13 protein-coding genes, 3 tRNA genes and 1 pseudogene are annotated in these 16,585 nt (G+C 70.2%); 8 read left to right on the top strand and 9 right to left on the bottom strand.

The annotated features are described in order from the left end of the window. Positions 1-26 precede the first annotated feature (26 nt). Together ACWEF6_RS07705 and ACWEF6_RS07700 are read right to left on the bottom strand one after the other, a co-directional pair. Complete coding sequence (locus tag ACWEF6_RS07705) at positions 27-902, bottom strand: LLM class F420-dependent oxidoreductase (protein ID WP_449682165.1); 876 nt, start codon at positions 900-902, stop codon at positions 27-29. Between the two features lie 39 nt (positions 903-941). Continuing rightward, positions 942-1,910, bottom strand: a complete 969-nt coding sequence (locus tag ACWEF6_RS07700) for a YncE family protein (RefSeq protein WP_449682164.1) — start codon at positions 1,908-1,910, stop codon at positions 942-944. 134 nt (positions 1,911-2,044) lie between these two features. On the opposite strand from ACWEF6_RS07700, the gene htpX reads away from it, so the two are divergent. Continuing rightward, entirely contained in the window at positions 2,045-2,896 is an 852-nt protein-coding gene (gene htpX / locus ACWEF6_RS07695; protein WP_449682163.1) for a zinc metalloprotease HtpX, read from the top strand. Between the two features lie 86 nt (positions 2,897-2,982). On the opposite strand, the gene rfbA is transcribed toward htpX, so the two are convergent. Continuing rightward, positions 2,983-3,864, bottom strand: a complete 882-nt coding sequence (gene rfbA, locus ACWEF6_RS07690) for a glucose-1-phosphate thymidylyltransferase RfbA (protein WP_449682162.1) — start codon at positions 3,862-3,864, stop codon at positions 2,983-2,985. A gap of 52 nt (positions 3,865-3,916) precedes the next feature. Next, positions 3,917-5,053, bottom strand: a complete 1,137-nt coding sequence (locus ACWEF6_RS07685; protein WP_449682161.1) for a sialidase family protein — start codon at positions 5,051-5,053, stop codon at positions 3,917-3,919. Between the two features lie 108 nt (positions 5,054-5,161). Here ACWEF6_RS07685 and ACWEF6_RS07680 point away from each other — a divergent pair, with 108 nt between their 5' ends. After that, positions 5,162-5,824 carry a hypothetical protein gene (locus ACWEF6_RS07680; RefSeq protein WP_449682160.1) on the top strand — a complete coding sequence of 221 codons (663 nt, stop codon included), beginning with the start codon at positions 5,162-5,164 and terminating at the stop codon, positions 5,822-5,824. A gap of 34 nt (positions 5,825-5,858) precedes the next feature. Here ACWEF6_RS07680 and ACWEF6_RS07675 read toward each other — a convergent pair whose 3' ends face one another. Then, on the bottom strand, positions 5,859-6,350 hold the full coding sequence (locus ACWEF6_RS07675) for a YajQ family cyclic di-GMP-binding protein (protein ID WP_103337374.1): 492 nt from the start codon (positions 6,348-6,350) through the stop codon (positions 5,859-5,861). A gap of 129 nt (positions 6,351-6,479) precedes the next feature. On the opposite strand from ACWEF6_RS07675, the gene ACWEF6_RS07670 reads away from it, so the two are divergent. Continuing rightward, a tRNA-Tyr gene (locus tag ACWEF6_RS07670) sits at positions 6,480-6,561 on the top strand. Positions 6,562-6,725: 164 nt separating this feature from the next. On the opposite strand, the gene ACWEF6_RS07665 is transcribed toward ACWEF6_RS07670, so the two are convergent. Continuing rightward, entirely contained in the window at positions 6,726-7,175 is a 450-nt protein-coding gene (locus tag ACWEF6_RS07665) for an NAD(P)-dependent oxidoreductase (RefSeq protein ID WP_449682159.1), read from the bottom strand. Between the two features lie 510 nt (positions 7,176-7,685). On the opposite strand from ACWEF6_RS07665, the pseudogene ACWEF6_RS07660 reads away from it, so the two are divergent. Next, positions 7,686-8,429, top strand: a pseudogene (locus ACWEF6_RS07660) (AAA family ATPase); the annotation flags it as partial. A gap of 410 nt (positions 8,430-8,839) precedes the next feature. Here ACWEF6_RS07660 and lon read toward each other — a convergent pair. From lon to ACWEF6_RS07645, 3 genes are all read right to left on the bottom strand, one after another. Further along, positions 8,840-11,242: an endopeptidase La gene (gene lon / locus ACWEF6_RS07655; RefSeq protein ID WP_449682158.1), complete on the bottom strand. Its 2,403-nt coding sequence runs from the start codon at positions 11,240-11,242 to the stop codon at positions 8,840-8,842. A gap of 100 nt (positions 11,243-11,342) precedes the next feature. Continuing rightward, positions 11,343-12,197 carry an SAM-dependent methyltransferase gene (locus tag ACWEF6_RS07650; protein ID WP_449682157.1) on the bottom strand — a complete coding sequence of 285 codons (855 nt, stop codon included), beginning with the start codon at positions 12,195-12,197 and terminating at the stop codon, positions 11,343-11,345. Between the two features lie 70 nt (positions 12,198-12,267). Next, entirely contained in the window at positions 12,268-13,206 is a 939-nt protein-coding gene (locus ACWEF6_RS07645; RefSeq protein WP_449682156.1) for a GNAT family N-acetyltransferase, read from the bottom strand. Between the two features lie 237 nt (positions 13,207-13,443). Here ACWEF6_RS07645 and ACWEF6_RS07640 point away from each other — a divergent pair, with 237 nt between their 5' ends. The 4 genes from ACWEF6_RS07640 (at position 13,444) to rpmG (ending at position 16,573) form a co-directional block, all read left to right on the top strand. Continuing rightward, complete coding sequence (locus ACWEF6_RS07640; protein ID WP_449682155.1) at positions 13,444-16,083, top strand: putative bifunctional diguanylate cyclase/phosphodiesterase; 2,640 nt, start codon at positions 13,444-13,446, stop codon at positions 16,081-16,083. A gap of 80 nt (positions 16,084-16,163) precedes the next feature. After that, positions 16,164-16,236 (top strand) — tRNA-Thr (locus ACWEF6_RS07635). Between the two features lie 50 nt (positions 16,237-16,286). Beyond that, positions 16,287-16,359 (top strand) — tRNA-Met (locus tag ACWEF6_RS07630). A 49-nt stretch (positions 16,360-16,408) separates the two neighbouring features. After that, complete coding sequence (gene rpmG, locus ACWEF6_RS07625) at positions 16,409-16,573, top strand: 50S ribosomal protein L33 (RefSeq protein WP_005152047.1); 165 nt, start codon at positions 16,409-16,411, stop codon at positions 16,571-16,573. The last annotated feature ends 12 nt before the right edge of the window (positions 16,574-16,585 follow it).

The raw sequence follows: 16,585 nt of genomic DNA, 5'->3' as shown, positions 1-16,585 counted from the left end.
GTGGCGGAGAGGGCTCCGGACGACGTTCAGGAGATCTTCGCCGCCGCCGGGATGACGTCGGTGGCGAACTTCTCCAGGATCGCCGGCTTGTGGACGTGCGGGACCATGCCCAGCGCCACGTGGATGCCCAGGCCGTTCAGCCGCTCCAGCTCGGCCAGCAGCTCGCCGGATTTCTCACCGTTCTCGCCGATGTCGAGGATGTGGTAGACGGTCTTGGTGATCGAGTCGTAGTCGCGGCCCTCGTTCTCGCAGTGCTGCCGCAGCACGTCGAGCTTGCGCTCCAGCTCCGGCCCGTTGAACAGGTTGCACTGGTCGGCGTACTTGGCGACCAGCCGCAGCGTCTTCTTCTCCCCGCCGCCGCCGATCATGATCGGCGGCCGCGGCTCCGACAGCACTTGGGGCACGTTCAGCAGCCGTTCGGCGTCGAAGTGCTTGCTCTTGAACGGCGCGTCACCGTTGGTCCACATCTGCAGCACGTACTGGAGGTTCTCCTCCAGCAGCTCGAAGCGCTCGGCCACGGACGGGAACGGGAAGCCGAGCCCGCGGGACTCCTCCTCGTTCCAGCCCGCGCCGATGCCGAGGATCGCGCGGCCGCCGGAGAGCACGTCCAGCGTCGTGATCGCCTTGGCGAGCAGGCCGGGGTGCCGGTAGAGGACGCCGGTGACGACGGTGAGCAGCTTGGCGCGCTCGGTGTGCGCCGCGATGAAGCCGAGGGTGGTGTACGCCTCGAGCATGTCGTTTTCGGTGGGGCCGACGCCGCCGATCTGGAAGAAGTGGTCCATCACCGCGATGGAGCCGAAGCCGGCCCGGTCGGCGGCGCGGACGACGGCGGCCAGGTCGGCGCCCAGCGCGGACGCCCCGTTCGGCCAGGTGAAGTCGGGGATCTGCAGTCCGAGTTCCATGTCCGCCGACCGTATACCTGGAGTTGCCCCAGGTGGCGGTCAGAAGTTGCGGACCAGGAAGAGGCGCCCGTGCAGGGGGTCGGTGACCCACACGGTGCGTGACCGCTGGTCGACCGCGACGTCGCCGGGGTTGACGCCCAGTGACAGCTCGCCGCTCAGCGTGCCCGCCGTGCCGTCGACGCGGGTGAGCCCGTTCTGGCCGCCGTTCGTGTACACCGTGTTCGTGCCCTGGTGCACGGCCAGCGCGGAGGATTCGCTGCGCAGCAGCACGGTCTTGCGCTCGGTGCGCGTCGCAGCGTCCACAATGGACATGTGGTGGATGCCGGAGTTCGCGACGTAGACCGTGCCGCTCGCCTGGTGCACGGCGACGCCGGTCGGGTTGCGCCCGACTTTCACCGAGGCGACGAACCGCCCGCTGTCGATCGAGAAGACTTCGACCGAATCGGAGGCGGTGCTCGCGCAGTAGGCCAGCTTGCGGCCGGAGTCGACGCCGATCCCGGCGAAGCCCGGCTTCGGGCCCGGCACGAGCGCGGTGAGCGTGCAGCTGACGCCGTCGAGCACGGCGATCGTGCCGGTGGTGCCGCTGGCCGCGTAGACGCGGTTGGCCTCCTCGTCGACCGCCAGCGCCGACGCGCCGGCGCCCGCGCCGATCACGCTCACCAGGTCGTGCGTCCGGCCGTCCAGCACCACGACCGTGCCCGCGGGCGGGTTCGCGACGTAGATCCTTCCCGCCTCCGGGTCGGCCGCGACGTCGCCGGGCTCGCCGCCGACGTGGATCACGTCGACGACCGACACCCGCCGCGGATCCACCACGGAGACCGTCCCGGCCTGGGCGTCGGTGACGTACCCGAGGCCGGTGACCGGATTCACCGCGACCCCGGCCGGCGCCCCGCCGAGGTCGAGCGACCGGACGTCCTCCGCGCGGGCCGTCCCGGGCAGCACGAGGGCGCCGGCACCCGCCGTGACCAGGGCGAACAGGGTTCGCCGGGATAGCCGCGCACCGCCCATCGGCGCCTCCGCTCCTGATCATCTCGCCGTGCGAGCGTAACCCGCGGGATCGCCACGTGAAGGAACTTCGCGTCCCCCGATCGCGTTGTTTCCACTGGGTAACCCACTTCCACAGCGGACGGAGGCGAGCGGACGTGCACGGGCACCAAAACGGACTCAAGACGGCAATGCTGCTCGGCCTTCTGTCGGCGATCATCGTCGCGCTCAGCGGGTTCTTCGGCCGGGGCGCGCTGGTCATCGGGCTGGTCGTGGCCCTCGGGATGAACGCGTTCGCCTACTTCAGTTCCGACAAGCTGGCGCTGCGCGCGATGCGGGCGCGGCCGGTGTCCGAGGTCGAGCAGCCCGCGATGTACCGGATCGTGCGCGAGCTCGCGCAGGTCGCCCGGCAGCCGATGCCGCAGCTCTACATCAGCCCGACGGTCGCGCCGAACGCGTTCGCGACCGGCCGCAACCCGCGGCACGCGGCGGTGTGCTGCACCACCGGCATCCTCGAGCTGCTCGACGAGCGCGAGCTGCGGGCGGTGCTCGGCCACGAGCTCTCGCACGTCTACAACCGCGACATCCTGATCTCGTGCGTGGCCGGCGCGCTGGCCAGCGTGATCAGCGTGCTCGCGAACATCGCGCTGTTCTTCGGCGGCAACAACCGCGACGGGAACCCCCTGCTCAGCCTCCTGCTGATCTTCGTCGGCCCGATCGCGGCGGCCGTCATACGGATGGGTGTCAGCCGGTCGAGGGAATACCAGGCCGACGCGTCCGGCGCCCGGCTGACCGGTGACCCGCTGGGCCTGGCCTCGGCGCTGCGGAAGCTGGACGCCGGCACCCGGGCGCGGCCGCTGGTGGCCGAGCCGCAGCTGGTGTCGCAGTCGCACCTGATGATCGCCAACCCGTTCCGCCCGGGCGAGGGGCTGAGCAAGCTGTTCTCGACGCACCCGCCGATCGCCGACCGGATCGCGCGGCTGGAGGAGATGGCGCGCCGCCCGTTCTGAGCCCTCCGTCCTTTATGGACTGAAGACGGCGAGTAGCGCTTCGGCTCACCAGCAATCGCGACGGTGCTTCGGTGGTGCGAGCCCGGCTAGACCGACGCTCCCGCCGCTACGGCGACTGCCTTGACGTAGTCGCCGTAGCCGGACTTCGCCAGCTTCGCCCCCAGCGCGTAGCACTCGTCGGCGTCGATGAAGCCCATGCGCAGCGCGATCTCCTCGAGGCAGGCGATGCGCACGCCCGTCCGGTGCTCCAGCACCTGCACGAACTGGCCGGCTTCGAGCAGCGAGTCGTGCGTGCCGGTGTCGAGCCAGGCGAAGCCGCGGCTGAGCTCGACCAGCGTGGCGCGGTCCTTCCTCAGGTAGGTCAGGTTGACGTCGGTGATTTCGAGCTCACCGCGCGCCGACGGCTTGAGCGCGCGGGCGATGTCGACGACCTCGTTGTCGTAGAAGTACAGGCCGGTGATCGCCTGGTTGGAGCGCGGCTTCAACGGCTTCTCCTCGATGGTGATCAGCTTGCCCGCGTCGTCGACCTCGCCGACGCCGTAGCGCTCGGGGTCCTTGACCGGGTAGCCGAACAGGACGCAGCCGTCGAGCTCGCGCACGGCCTGCTGCAGGCGGCTGGAGAAGCCCTGGCCGTAGAAGATGTTGTCGCCGAGGACCAGCGCCACGTCGTCGTCGCCGATGAAGTCCGCGCCGATCACGAAGGCCTCGGCCAGGCCGTTCGGGCTCGGCTGCTCGGCGTAGGAGAAGGAGACGCCGAACTGGTCGCCGTTGCCCAGAAGCCTGCGGAACATCGGCAGGTCGGTGGGGGTGGAGATGACGAGGATCTCGCGGATCCCGGCCAGCATCAGCACCGAGATGGGGTAGTAGACCATCGGCTTGTCGTAGACCGGCAGCAGCTGCTTGGACACCGCCTGGGTGATCGGGTGCAGACGTGTCCCGCTGCCTCCGGCCAGCACGATCCCCTTCATGGACTGCCTCCCTTTCCCCGTGGCCGCGACCCGACCACCCTACGGGCCGTCGCTAGAAGGCGGATCCTTTACCGAAGTAGGCCTTGCAGCCGGCGTTGTCCTCGGTGGCGATTTCCAGCACGTTCCGGTCGTCGTCGACCGGCAGCAGCGTCGAGGAGTAGTTGGGGCAGAAGTTGTTCCAGATCCTGCTGATGTGCACGGGAGCGGGCAGTTCGTACCAGTGACCAGCGCCGAAGTCGTCGTTGGCCAGCAGGACCTGGCCGTTCTGCGGCTGCGGCACGCCCTTGGCGTTCGTGTAGATCTGCCCGACCATGACGATCCTCACGCCGTTCGGGCCGCCGGGGAACAGCGTGATGGTTTGCGCATGCTGGAAGTAATTGCCGGTGGCGGTGTCGACGCGGGTGCCCGGATCGCCGGGGTCGCCCCAGTTGGCGCCGTCGGCGGAGATCTTGAAGTACGGGTCGCAGTAGCGGTCGCGGAAGTTGCAGATCTCGTAGGCGAAGTAGTAGCGGCCGTCGGGCAGCCGCCGGATGATCGGCATCCCCGGGCGGACGCGGTCGGGCGGGATCGCCATGGTGAGCTGCTTGGTGCCCCAGTTCACGCCGTCGGTCGAGGCGACCCGGTTGAGCACCTGGGCGTACTTCGGCGCCTGCGTCTCGTCGGCGAAGTGGAGCCAGAGCGTGCCGCCGGCGTCGACGGTGAACTCGGGCTCCCAGATGCCGTCGATGTTGTGCGACCGCGCGGCCTCGGACAGGAAGCTCCACGAGCGGCCGCCGTCCTTGCTGGCCCAGACGCGGATCCCGATCCGGCGCTGCGGCCCGGCGTCCTGCCGGTAGGAGGCGGCCCACAGCAGCGTGCCCGCGCGGAGCCGGCCGACGCGCTCGGGCAGTTCGTAGACGGTGCCGCAGCACATGCCGGACCGGCCGTCGGGGTCGTGGATGGCGCCGATCTCGTGGAACGACTCGCCCTCGTCGGTGCTCTCCAGCACGGGCGTGTACTTGCCGTCGGCGTCTTCGCTGGTCAGGGTGGCGATGATGGGCCCGTTCCCGAGCCGGATCAGCCGCGGGTAGGCGCCGAAGCCGGGGACGAGCTGCCGGCGTTCGGCGGCGCTCGCGGGCGTCAGCAGCGAGGCGACGGCGGCGAGCGTCAGCAGGAAGACCAGCGAACGGCGCAACTCGACCCCCTCCACGCGGTGACCGCGCGATTACAACACGGGTGGGCGACGGTCACCCGGCGCATTCACGCGATCGGGTAACGCTCCCGTGCCCGGTGCCGAAAGATCACCGGAGGGGGAAACATGAGGATCCGGCTGGGTGTGCTGCTGTTGTTGGCGCTGACGTCGGCGTGCGCGCCGGCGACCGGCTACGGCGAGATCGTGGATCCGGCGGCCTCCGCGCCGTCTCCTGTGCCGTCGTCCACTGCGCCCGCGGAGCCGCGTGACGTGCCGCCGGAGACGCACACGGGCACCGAGAGCGGCGAGTTCGAGACGACGTGGCCGGCGGACCAGGTGGGCTTCTTCACGTTCGAGTGCCCGAAGTGCACGTCCAACGTGATCGTCGACACGGACGGCGGCGACCACGGCCTGGTCAACGCGATCGGCGCGTACAAAGGCACGAAGTGGATGAACACGGACCCGCGCACCCCGGTGAAGCGCGTGACGGTCCACGCGAACGCCCCCTGGACGGCGACGATCGCGGACCACCGGAGCGTGCCGACGGCGGAGGCGGGCAAGGAGACACCGGGTAAGGGCGACGCGGTGGTCCGCTTGCCGGCGGGCGTGGCTCACGTGCGGTTCACGGCGAAGACGCGCGGCGCCATCGGGCTGTGGGTGATGTCGCCGGAGGACCGCGACCTGATCTTGAACCAGATCGGCGACCTGCAGGTGGAGCGCGACGTCCGCGGGCCGGCGTACCTGCAGGTGGAGGGCTACGAAGCGAGCTGGACGCTGACGCCGTCCTGAGCGGGCACCCGGCGACCGGGTGCCCGCGGCGGCGTCACCGGTAGTTGGTGAACTGCAGCGCGATCTCGAAGTCCTTGCCCTTCAGCAAGGCGATCACGTCCTGCAGCTGGTCCTTCTTCTTGCCCGACACCCGCAGCTGGTCGCCCTGGATCTGGGCCTGGACGCCCTTGGGGCCCTCGTCGCGGATGAACTTGGCGATCTGCTTCGCCTTGTCCGAGGCGATGCCCTGGAGGATCTTGCCGGAGATCTTGTAGATCTTGCCCGACAGCGCCGGCTCGCCGGCTTCGAAGGCCTTCAGGGAGATGCTGCGCTTGATCAGCTTCTCCTTGAACACCTCGACCGCGGCCAGGGCGCGCTCCTCGGTCTCGGACTCGATCGTGAGCGCCTCCTCGCCGGCCCAGTTGATCGTCGTGCCGGTGCCGCGGAAGTCGAACCGGGTGCCCAGCTCCTTGCTCGCCTGGTTGAGCGCGTTGTCCACCTCCTGGCGGTCGACCTTGCTCACGACGTCGAAAGAGGGATCCGCCACGTGTCCTCACACCTCGTACTCGCTTGTCAGGGGCCACCCAGCCTAGCCCCTGTCACCCGACGGGTATCCCGGTTGACCCCTGCTCGGAGGCGTTCGGTAAGCTTTCCCCCGGCCGGTGCGACCGGCCTAGGCGGGTTACCCGAGTGGCCAAAGGGGACTGGCTGTAAACCAGTTGGCATTGCCTACGGGGGTTCGAATCCCTCACCCGCCACACCAGTGAAGAAGCCCCGTGACCACGGCATATGCCGGGCGCGGGGCTTCTTCGCGTGTGCGGCATATGCGGCCATCTGTGGGCCATCCGTGGGCAGCGCGTGGGACGTGCCGCTTGCTGAGTGCGCCGGGCAACGGCCCGAAGTCGCGTTCGATGGCGTCTCGTCACGGATAAACGCCCCGATCTGGTCGACCTGGACCTGATACACCAGGGTGGTTGGTTCGCGGCACCGTCCGTGCGGCATGCGGGCTGATGATCACGTTCGTGCAGTTCCACAATGGATGGTCATCCGGTAGCGGTTCGGGCTCGGTGACATTCGAAGCGGCGCGCAGGCGGTCCGATTGCAACTCCGCCACAAGTGCGTCCGTGACCACAATTCGCCCGCGACCGGCGTTTACGAGAAGGGCCCCATCGTCCATTGCGGCAAGGAAATACTTATCGACAAGGCCATGCGTCTTGTCGATAAGAGGTGCAGTGATGATCTCCAATTCATGACTTGATTTAACCCAGGTGTGCGCATCCTGAAAGCGCACCAAGGGGGCGCTCGCCAATGTGACATCCGATGGCACCTCGGCAATCCACTTGTCGACGCCCGCGGACGGTAGCTGAACCATCTTGAGGTTGAGAAGCTGCGGGATAAGAGGTAGGCCGCGATGTGTTCCCCGATACCCGTGGTTGGGGACGTGACAGCGCGGCAGCAGCAGACGGGCTACGCGATGCCGCCGCCGTCCTGAAAGATGTCATGTGCAGGCTGCCGAAGTTCACGCTCAGGATTTCTGTGGTCTTGTTCGCCGGTATCGGAACCACTGTACGACTGACGACAGCGCCAGAATGGCAGCCATCGGCCACATCTCCCATGCCCACCGGCTCGACATCACGGCAGCGAGAGCGCAGATGGCGGCTCCGATACCCCCGACGATCACCGATGTCAGAACGAACGCTCTCTGGCCTTTGGTCAGTACTTCTGGACGGCCGTTTCCCCCGTGATTCACGCGCTCAGTCTGCCACCCCACCGGACACCGCACCTACGTCCGAACGGAGTCACCGATCACGACCACGCCCCGGCCGCTGGCCGCCGTGCCGACACGCCCGCCCGCCGCACCCGGTGGACCGACGCGGAGCTGATGCGAGAGGAGTTCCCGCCGCCGAAGTGGGCCGTTCCCGGCCTCCTGGCGGAAGGGCTGAACCTGCTGGCCGGTGCGCCGAAGCCGGGCAAGTCGTGGTTTTCGCTCGGCACGGGCGCCGCGATCGCCAACGGAGACCGGTGTTGGGGTCGATCGAGGTGGAGCGCGGCCCGGTCCCGTACTGCGCGCTGGAGGACACCGGCCGGCGGCCGCGCCCCTGCTCGCCCTCGAGACCGCGTGCCCCACCATGACCGCCGGCGGGACGCCGTACTGGTCGGGTGGCCGGAGGAGAACCCGCACGCCTGGCTGGTCATCATCGACACCTTCGAGAAGATGCGCGGCACCGACGCGGCCGGGTCGTCGGCCTACAGCGCCGACTACGCCGCGGCCGGGCGGTTCAAGCAGCTGGCCGACCACTACAGCGTCCCGTTCTTGCTCATCCCCCACGTCCGCAAGCAGTCTGGGACAGCTGCACAAGACGCCCGGCGGCACCTACAGCGCCCGAGGCGCCGGGGACAACGGGGACACCCCCGAGGAGCTGGTCCGGGTACAGTACGCCGAACCCGCGCTCGACACGCGGCCCGGCGACTTCCGGATCACCGCGTGCGACCAGTCGCCGGCCATGGTCGACGCCGTCGGTGCTCGGGCGGGCGGCGAAGTCGAACTCTCCGTCGGGGACATCCAGGAGATGCCGATCGGCGGTTCGACGTCGTTCTCGCGATGGGCGTGCTCGAGTACACCGATGCCGCCCGGGCTCTGCGCGAAGTCGCCCGGGTGACCCGGCCCGGCGGGCCCTCCTGCCGCATCCTCGGCGCGCTGGAACGCGCCGTCGGCGTCCCGCCGTCGAGACGGCACGGCGCCCGCCGGACCGGGATCGTCGCCCTCACGCCGAGGCGGGTCCGGGAGGTGCTATGGCGGGCCGGCCTGCAGCCCGGCGACGTCATCGCCTACGACGTCACCGCGTCGGTGCCGCCGGTCGATCGGCTGGTCCGGCGGCGGGACCGGTCGTGGCGGGACCGTCCGGAAACGACGGTCCCGCGTGAAGCGAAGCGCTGGCTACCTCGTCGCCGCGCGGAGGGGCGCCGCGTAGGGGAACGGCCGGTTTCCCTTGGGGGAGAAGGAAACCGGCCGTCCGGGGGTGGCGGCGCTCGGGGTTACGCCGCCTGGGAAACCGGCGTCGAAGCCGGGGTCAGGGCGAGGTCGAGGACCTCGCGGACGTTCGCCACCGCGTGCACGTCGAGCTGCGAGAGCACCTCGGCCGGGACGTCGTCCAGGTCCGGCTCGTTGCGCTGGGGGATGATCACCGTCTTCATCCCGGCCCGGTGTGCGGCCAGCAGCTTCTGCTTCACGCCGCCGATCGGCAGGACGCGCCCGGTCAGGGACACCTCGCCGGTCATCGCCACATCCGCGCGGACCACGCGACCCGAGAGCAGCGAGGCCAGGGCCGTCGTCATCGTGATGCCCGCCGACGGGCCGTCCTTCGGCACCGCGCCCGCCGGGACGTGGACGTGGATGCCGCGGTTGCGGAGGTCACCCACCGGCAGCTCCAGCTCCGCGCCGTGCGAGCGGAGGTAGGACAGCGCGATCTGCACCGACTCCTTCATCACGTCGCCGAGCTGGCCGGTCAGCTGCAGCCCGGACGCGCCGGACTCCTGGTCCGCCAGCGACGCCTCGATGTACAGGACGTCACCGCCGGCGCCGGTCACCGCCAGGCCGGTCGCCACGCCCGGGGTTGCCGTGCGCTGGGTCGACGCCGGGAGCGACGACTCCGGGATGTGCCGCGGGCGGCCCAGGTAGGTCTCCAGGTCGGACGCGTCCAGGGAAACCGGCAGCGCGACCTCCTCCAGGGCCACCTTGGTCGCGATCTTCCGCAGCACCTTGGCGATCGTCCGGTTCGCGTCGCGCACGCCCGCCTCGCGGGTGTACTCGGCGGCGATCCGGCTGAACGCGGCGTCCGTCAGCGTGACGTCCGCAGTGCCCAGGCCGGCCCGCTCCAGCTCGCGCGGGAGCAGGTGGTCGCGGGCGATGGTGACCTTCTCGTGCTCGGTGTAGCCGTCCAGCGTGACGAGCTCCATGCGGTCCAGCAGCGGGCCGGGGATGGTCTCCAGCGCGTTGGCCGTGGCCAGGAACACGACGTCGGACAGGTCCAGCTCGACCTCGAGGTAGTGGTCGCGGAACGTGTGGTTCTGCTCCGGGTCCAGCACTTCGAGCAGGGCCGCGGTCGGGTCGCCGCGGTAGTCGGCGCCGACCTTGTCGATCTCGTCGAGCAGCACGACCGGGTTCATCGAGCCGGCTTCCTTGATGGCGCGGACGATCCGGCCGGGCAGTGCGCCGACGTAGGTGCGGCGGTGGCCGCGGATCTCCGCCTCGTCCCGGATGCCGCCGAGCGCCACGCGGACGAACTTGCGGCCCATGGCCTTCGCCACGGACTCGCCCAGCGACGTCTTGCCGACCCCGGGAGGGCCCGCGAGGGCGAGCACCGCGCCCGAACGACGACCGCCGACCGGGCCGAGACCCGATTCCGCGCGCCGCTTGCGGACGGCCAAGTACTCGATGATGCGTTCCTTGACGTCGTCGAGGCCCGCGTGGTCGGCGTCGAGCACCGCACGCGCGGCCGCGATGTCGTAGACGTCGTCGGTGCGCTCGTTCCAGGGCAGCTCCAGGACGGTGTCCAGCCAGGTGCGGATCCACCCGCCCTCGGGGGACTGCTCGGAAGTGCGGTCCAGCTTGTCCACTTCGGCCAGTGCGGCCTTCTTGACGGCGTCGGGCAGCTCGGCACCTTCGACGCGGGCGCGGTAGTCCGTCTCGTCGGCGGTGCCGTCGAGCTCGCCGAGTTCCTTGCGGATCGCTTCGAGCTGGCGGCGCAGCAGGAATTCCTTCTGCTGCTTCTCCATGCCCTCGGCGACGTCCTTGCGGATCGTGTCGGTCACCTCGAGCTCGGCCAGGTGCTCCTTGCTCCACTCGAGGGCCTTCTCCAGGCGCGCGGTGACGTCCAAAGTGGACAGCAGCTCGAGCTTCTGCTCAGTGGACAGGTACGGCGCGTTCCCGGACAGGTCGGCGACCGCGGAGGCGTCCTCGACCTGCTGGACGGCGTCGATCAGCTGCCAGCCGCCGCGCTGCTGGAGGATCGAGATGACGACGGCCTTGTACTCGGCCGCGAGCTTGGCGGTCTGGTCGGTCGTGGTCTCGGGGGCGTCCTCGGCGTGCACCCAGCGGGCGGCGCCGGGACCGTCGGCGATCCGGCCGACGACCGCGCGGGCCGTACCGCGCAGCAGGACGGCGGCCTTGCCGCCGGGCACGCGGCCGATGCGCTCGACCGTCGCGACGGTGCCGAATTCGGCGTACTCGCCGTGGACGCGCGGGACGATGAGGACTTCGGCCTTGGCGGGCGCAGCCGAGCGGATGCCGGGGAAGGACGCCTGGCTCGGCGTCTTGGCCTGGGCGGACTCCACCGCGGCCCGCGTCTCGGTGTCGGTCAGGTCGAGCGGGACGACCATGCCCGGCAGCACGACGTCGTCATCGAGCGGGAGCACGGGCAGGAGGCGGGTGTCGGACATGTGCACTCCTCGGATAGTTGAGTCTGCCTAGCTCAACTCTCCGATGGGTGTGTTTGTTTCCGATGGTGCGTTCGCCCACAGCGATCGCGGAAACCGCAGGTCAGCGGCCTGGCTTCGCCGCCACGGCGCACCAAGCGAAGGGCCGGGCCTCCGCTTCCAGGGCATTGATCTTCCGGTCCGGCCGCCAGTCCGGCAGGTGCACGATGCCTGGCTCCAGGAGCGGCCAGCCGCCGAACAGGGGCTCGATCTCGTCGCGGTTGCGCAGCCAGACCGGATTGCTCGTCTTGCGGTACTGCTCGACGAACCAGCGCAGCCCCTCCAGGTACGGGCCGTCGCCGTCGCCTTCGCTCATCTGGGAGATCGCCAGCCAGCTGCCCGGCGCGAGCGCGTCGCGGTACGCCGCCAGGAGCCCCTCCGGGTCGTCGTCCGGGCCGACGAAGTGCAGCACCGCCGCCATGATCAGGCAGACCGGCTGCGAAAAGTCGATCAGCCGGCGCGTCTCTTCGGAGCGCAGGACGGACTTCGCGTTCCGCATGTCGGCCTGGACGATGCCGGCCCAGTCGGTCGCCATGCCCTCTTCGAGGATCAGCGTCGCGTGGGCGACGGCGACCGGCTCGTAATCGACGTACACGACCTTCGCGTCGTGGTCCTCCGGCAGCTCCGCCTCGACGACCTCGTGCACGTTGCCCGCCGTCGGCACGCCCGAGCCGAGGTCGATGAACTGCCGGATGCCGGCCCGCAGCGCCGCCCGGACCGCGCGGTTCATGAACTCGCGGTTCTGCTTCGACCCCGGGCGCACCAGCGGCCACTGCTGCTCCATGCGCCGGCCGAACTCGCGGTCCACGGCCCAGTTCTGGGTACCGCCCAGGTACCAGTCGTAGATCCGGGCCGCGGACGGCTTCTCGGTGTCGACACCCTCGGGCGCTCTCGGCGCGGAATCCCGCTGGTCGGTCACTTCAGGCTCCCCTCGCTGGCGGCGAGGTCAGCCTATAAGCCCGGGGCAGCCGCGGTAATCCACCAGTAGTTCACCGAACAGCCGGTCGACGCTGCCAGTACGTCCACAGCGGGCGGTAGCCCTGCGCGTACCAGAACGGTGTCGACAGCGGGTTGGCCGCGGCGTGGTGCAGCAGGACGACGTCGGCGCCTTCCTCGTCCAGGACGTGGTGGGCGTGCGTCGCCAGCGCCGTGCCGACGCCGGACGACCGCGCGGCCTCCGCCACGGCCAGGGAGGACAGGTAGCCGACCCGGGACGCGGCGACCCGGCCGCTGATCCAGCCGGTCTCGCCCGGGTGCTGGACGCTCACCATGCCGAGCGGACGGCCGTACAGCTCGGCGATCCACAACGGCGGCTCCGGCCGCTTCAGCTGCTCGGCGAGGTCCTTGGCCAGGATCTCCTCGACCCCCGTGCGCCAGTTCACCGTGCCGTACTGGGCGTCGTAGGAGTGCAGCTCCATGCCGAGCGCGACGGCGGTCTCGAGGTCGTCGGGCTCGGCGCGGCGGATCTTGACCCCGGGCGTCCCGAGCGGCGTCGCCGGGACCAGCCGCTGCGAGGGGCGGACCGCGATCACCCGCAGCGGGGCGAACCCGTGGTGCAGCATCTCCCGGGCGCCGGCGGCGTCGCGGCTCGCGCGCGGGACGATCGCCGCCGTCTCGGTGTCGCCGCGCTCGGCGACCGCGCGCAGATGTTCATCCCATCGGGTGAGCAGGGCGTCGAGGACGGCCGCCGGCTGCGGGCCGGCCAGCTGGAGGTCGAGGCGGTGTTCGGTCAGCGCGCGCCAGGGGGCGTTCGGGGCGTCGCGGTCGACCTGGACGCGGGACGCCAGCCCGGACGCGGCGGAGCCGCCCGTCGCCACCTCCAGGACCACCGCGTTTTCCGCTGCTTCGAAGGGGGTCGAGCCGGGGAGGAGGGGATCCACCGCCGCGAGCCGCGCCGCGTGCTCGGTGGCAATCACATCGCTGTGCATGGAGCCATTGAAGCGCTCCCCGGCTTTTGGTGCGTAGGGAACTGGGCAGAGTTCGGACATCCGGCGTTTCACCCTCTGGTCCACGCAGGTCAGCGCGTTCGAGGCATTGTTAACCCTGGGGTGATCTCTTACTGTCTCGAAAGGGACACGGGTACGCCCTACGGGGTACGGTATGGCCCTTGTCCACACCCGAAGTCACGGATCAGCACCGGTGGACAAGCCGGGAGGGAAGGTCGGATGCCGGACACCAACGCCCACGGTGACGCCGTCGCGCAGGCGCAGCCCGGGCCGGGAGCCGCTTCCGGGACACCACCCGTCTCCGCCGAAGCCCGCACCGACGAACGCCGGTTCCGCGTCTACACCTTCGCCGTCCTGAGCCTCGGGCTCGTCGCCGCGTTCGCGGTCGGCTCGTGGCTGCCGTTCGAGTGGAACGACCGGCTGCTGTGGATCGCGCCGGTGCTCGCGGTCGCCTTCCTGCTCGCCGAACAGCTCGGCATCAACGTCGACGTCCGCAGCGGCATCTCCTGGACGATCTCGTTCACCGAGATCCCGCTCGTCATCGGGTTCTTCATCGCGCCCTTCGAAGTCGTGCTGGCCGCGCACCTCGTCGCCGGCATCGGCACGCTGCTCGCGCGCAAGGTCGCCGGCCGCGTCCTCTACAACGCAGGCGCCTTCCTGCTCGAGATCACCGGCGCCTTCGCGGTCGCCGGGCTGGTCAAGCACGCCGTCGGCACCGGCGACAAGATCCCGTGGGTCGCCGCGCTGGCGGGCACGCTGACCGCGCCGCTGGTGAGCACGCTGCTCGCCCTGGCCGCGGTCCGCGTGCTGCGGCGCCGCATGCGGGTCAGCACCGCCGTCCGGCTCACCGGGCGGATCCTGGTCGTCGGCTTCGTCAACGCGTCCGTCGGCCTCTCCGGCTACCTCGTCATCTCCAGCACGCCCCAGGCGTGGCCGCTGGTGCTCGCCGTCTTCCTCGGCCTGACCGCGCTGTACTGGGCGTACTCCGACCTGCTGCGCGAGCAGCGGGACATGGAGGCGCTCTCCGACGTCAGCCTGATGGTGGCCCGCTCGGGCCAGCAGGCCGCTGCGCGCCCGGCCAGCCGCGCCGACGAGCTCGTCGGCGGCGTCGACGTCCGCGAGTGGGCGACCATCGCCGAGCGCATCAAGGACCAGCTCGCCGCCGGCCGCGTCGTGCTGCGGCTGCGGCTGGAACCGAAGGACACCATGCGGGTCGTGGTCGCGGGCGACGACCTGCCGGCCGCCGAACCCGCCGCCGACGACCCGCTGCTGCGCCTGCCCGGCGCGCACGTCCGGCACTTCCGGATCACCGAGGCCAACCCCGACGTCCGCGCGGCGCTGCTCGACCGCGGCGCGCAGGAGGCACTGGTCGTCCCGCTGCGCAGCGCGAACCGGCTGCTCGGGGTCGTCGAGGCGCACGACCGGCTGTCCCGCTGGCGCGGCTTCGGCAAGTACGACGTCCAGCTGCTCGGCACGATGGCCAGCCACCTCGCGACGTCGCTGGACAACCGGCGCCTGCTGGCGACCCTGCGTCACGACGCCTACCACGACCCGCTCACCGGGCACCTCAACCGGCCGGGCTTCCGGCAGGTGGCCAAGGAACCGTTGCGGGACTTCGCCAACGCCGTGGTGCTGCGGATCGACCTCGACGTCTTCTCCACGGTCAGCGACGCGCTCGGCTATGCGTGGGCGGACCGGATGGTCGTCGCCGCGGGCCGCCGCATCCGCGACGCGCTCGGCCCCGACGTCCCGCTCGCCCGGCTCGAAGGCGCGTCCTTCGCGGCGCTGCTCGTCGGCTGCCCGCCGGAAGACGCCCACCACGCGGCGGAACGGCTGCGCGAAGAGCTGTCGGCGCCGTACCCGGTCGACCGGCTCTCGGTCGAGGCGAACGCGATGATCGGCTACGCGACGACGTCCGCGGAGGAGCCGGGTGACGTCGTCGACATCGAAGGCCTGCTGCAGCGGGCGGACGTGGCGGTCCGCGCGACGAAGGGCGGCGAAGAGGTCCGCGGCTACGTGCCGAGCATGGGCCAGATCTTCCTGCGCCGCTTCCAGATGGTCACGCAGTTCCGGCAGTCCCTCGAGGACGGCCAGGTCAGCGTCCACTACCAGCCGAAGATCACCCTGCCGAACCGGCAGGTGCAGGGCGTCGAGGCGCTGGTCCGCTGGGTGCACCCGGAGTTCGGCCGGCTCGGCCCGGACGAGTTCGTCCCGGCCATCGAGGCGGCCGGCCTGATCGGCGTCCTGACCGGTTTCGTGCTCGGCGAGGCGCTCAAGCGCTGCCGCAAGTGGCTCGACGAGGGCCTGCGGATCTCGGTGGCGGTCAACCTGTCGGTGCGCAACCTGGCCGACGAGGACTTCCCGAACAAGGTCGCCCGCGAGCTGGAGCACCACGGCATCCCGCCCGAGCTGCTGACGTTCGAGCTGACCGAGTCCGGCGTGATGTCCGACCCGCAGAAGGCGCTGCCGATCCTGCGCGAGCTGCACTCGCTGGGCATCACGCTCGCCGTGGACGACTTCGGGACCGGGTACTCGTCGCTGGCGTACCTGCGGCAGCTGCCGGTCGACCAGGTGAAGATCGACAAGAGCTTCGTCCTCGGGATGGGGACCGACCTGGGCGACCTCGCGGTGGTCCGGTCGATCGTCGAGCTGGGGCACTCGCTCGGGCTGACGGTGGTGGCCGAGGGCGTCGAGGAGGACGTGGCGCGCGACCAGCTCGAGGCGATGGGCTGTGACGTCGCCCAGGGCTACCTGATCTCGCGGCCGCTGCCGGAGGACCGCCTGGAGGCATGGCTGCAGGCCCGGACCGCGCGCTCGCCGGGGCGGCACTCGGAGACCGTGCTGACCCTGCTGACCTGAGGTTTTGCGGTTTGGGGACCCCGGTTGCACGGCCGGGTGACGGGGGTTGCTAATCTTTCCAAGTCCTCGCGAGAGGCCAGGCCCCTTTAGCTCAGTCGGCAGAGCGTCTCCATGGTAAGGAGAAGGTCTACGGTTCGATTCCGTAAAGGGGCTCTCGACCTCAGCCGCGTCACGCCTGCGTGTCGCGGCTTGGGTCATGTAAGGGCGGTGTAGCTCAGTTGGCAGAGCAAGCGGCTCATAATCGCTGTGTCGCCGGTTCAAGTCCGGCCACCGCTACGCGGTAACGACGGGGCTGGCCCCCGGACCTGAGAGAGAAGGAAACGCTGTGGCTGCCACCGACGTGCGACCCAAGATCACGCTGGCGTGCGAAGAGTGCAAGCACCGCAACTACATCACCAAGAAGAACCGGCGCAACAACCCGGATCGCCTGGAGATGAAGAAGTTCTGCCCGAACTGCGGTACGCACCGGACGCACAAGGAAACCCGCTGACGCGTACGCGTT

The organism is Amycolatopsis sp. NPDC004772, assembly GCF_053601215.1.
Note: the sequence above shows the minus strand (reverse complement) of the source record. Positions and strands in the feature narration are given on the sequence as shown.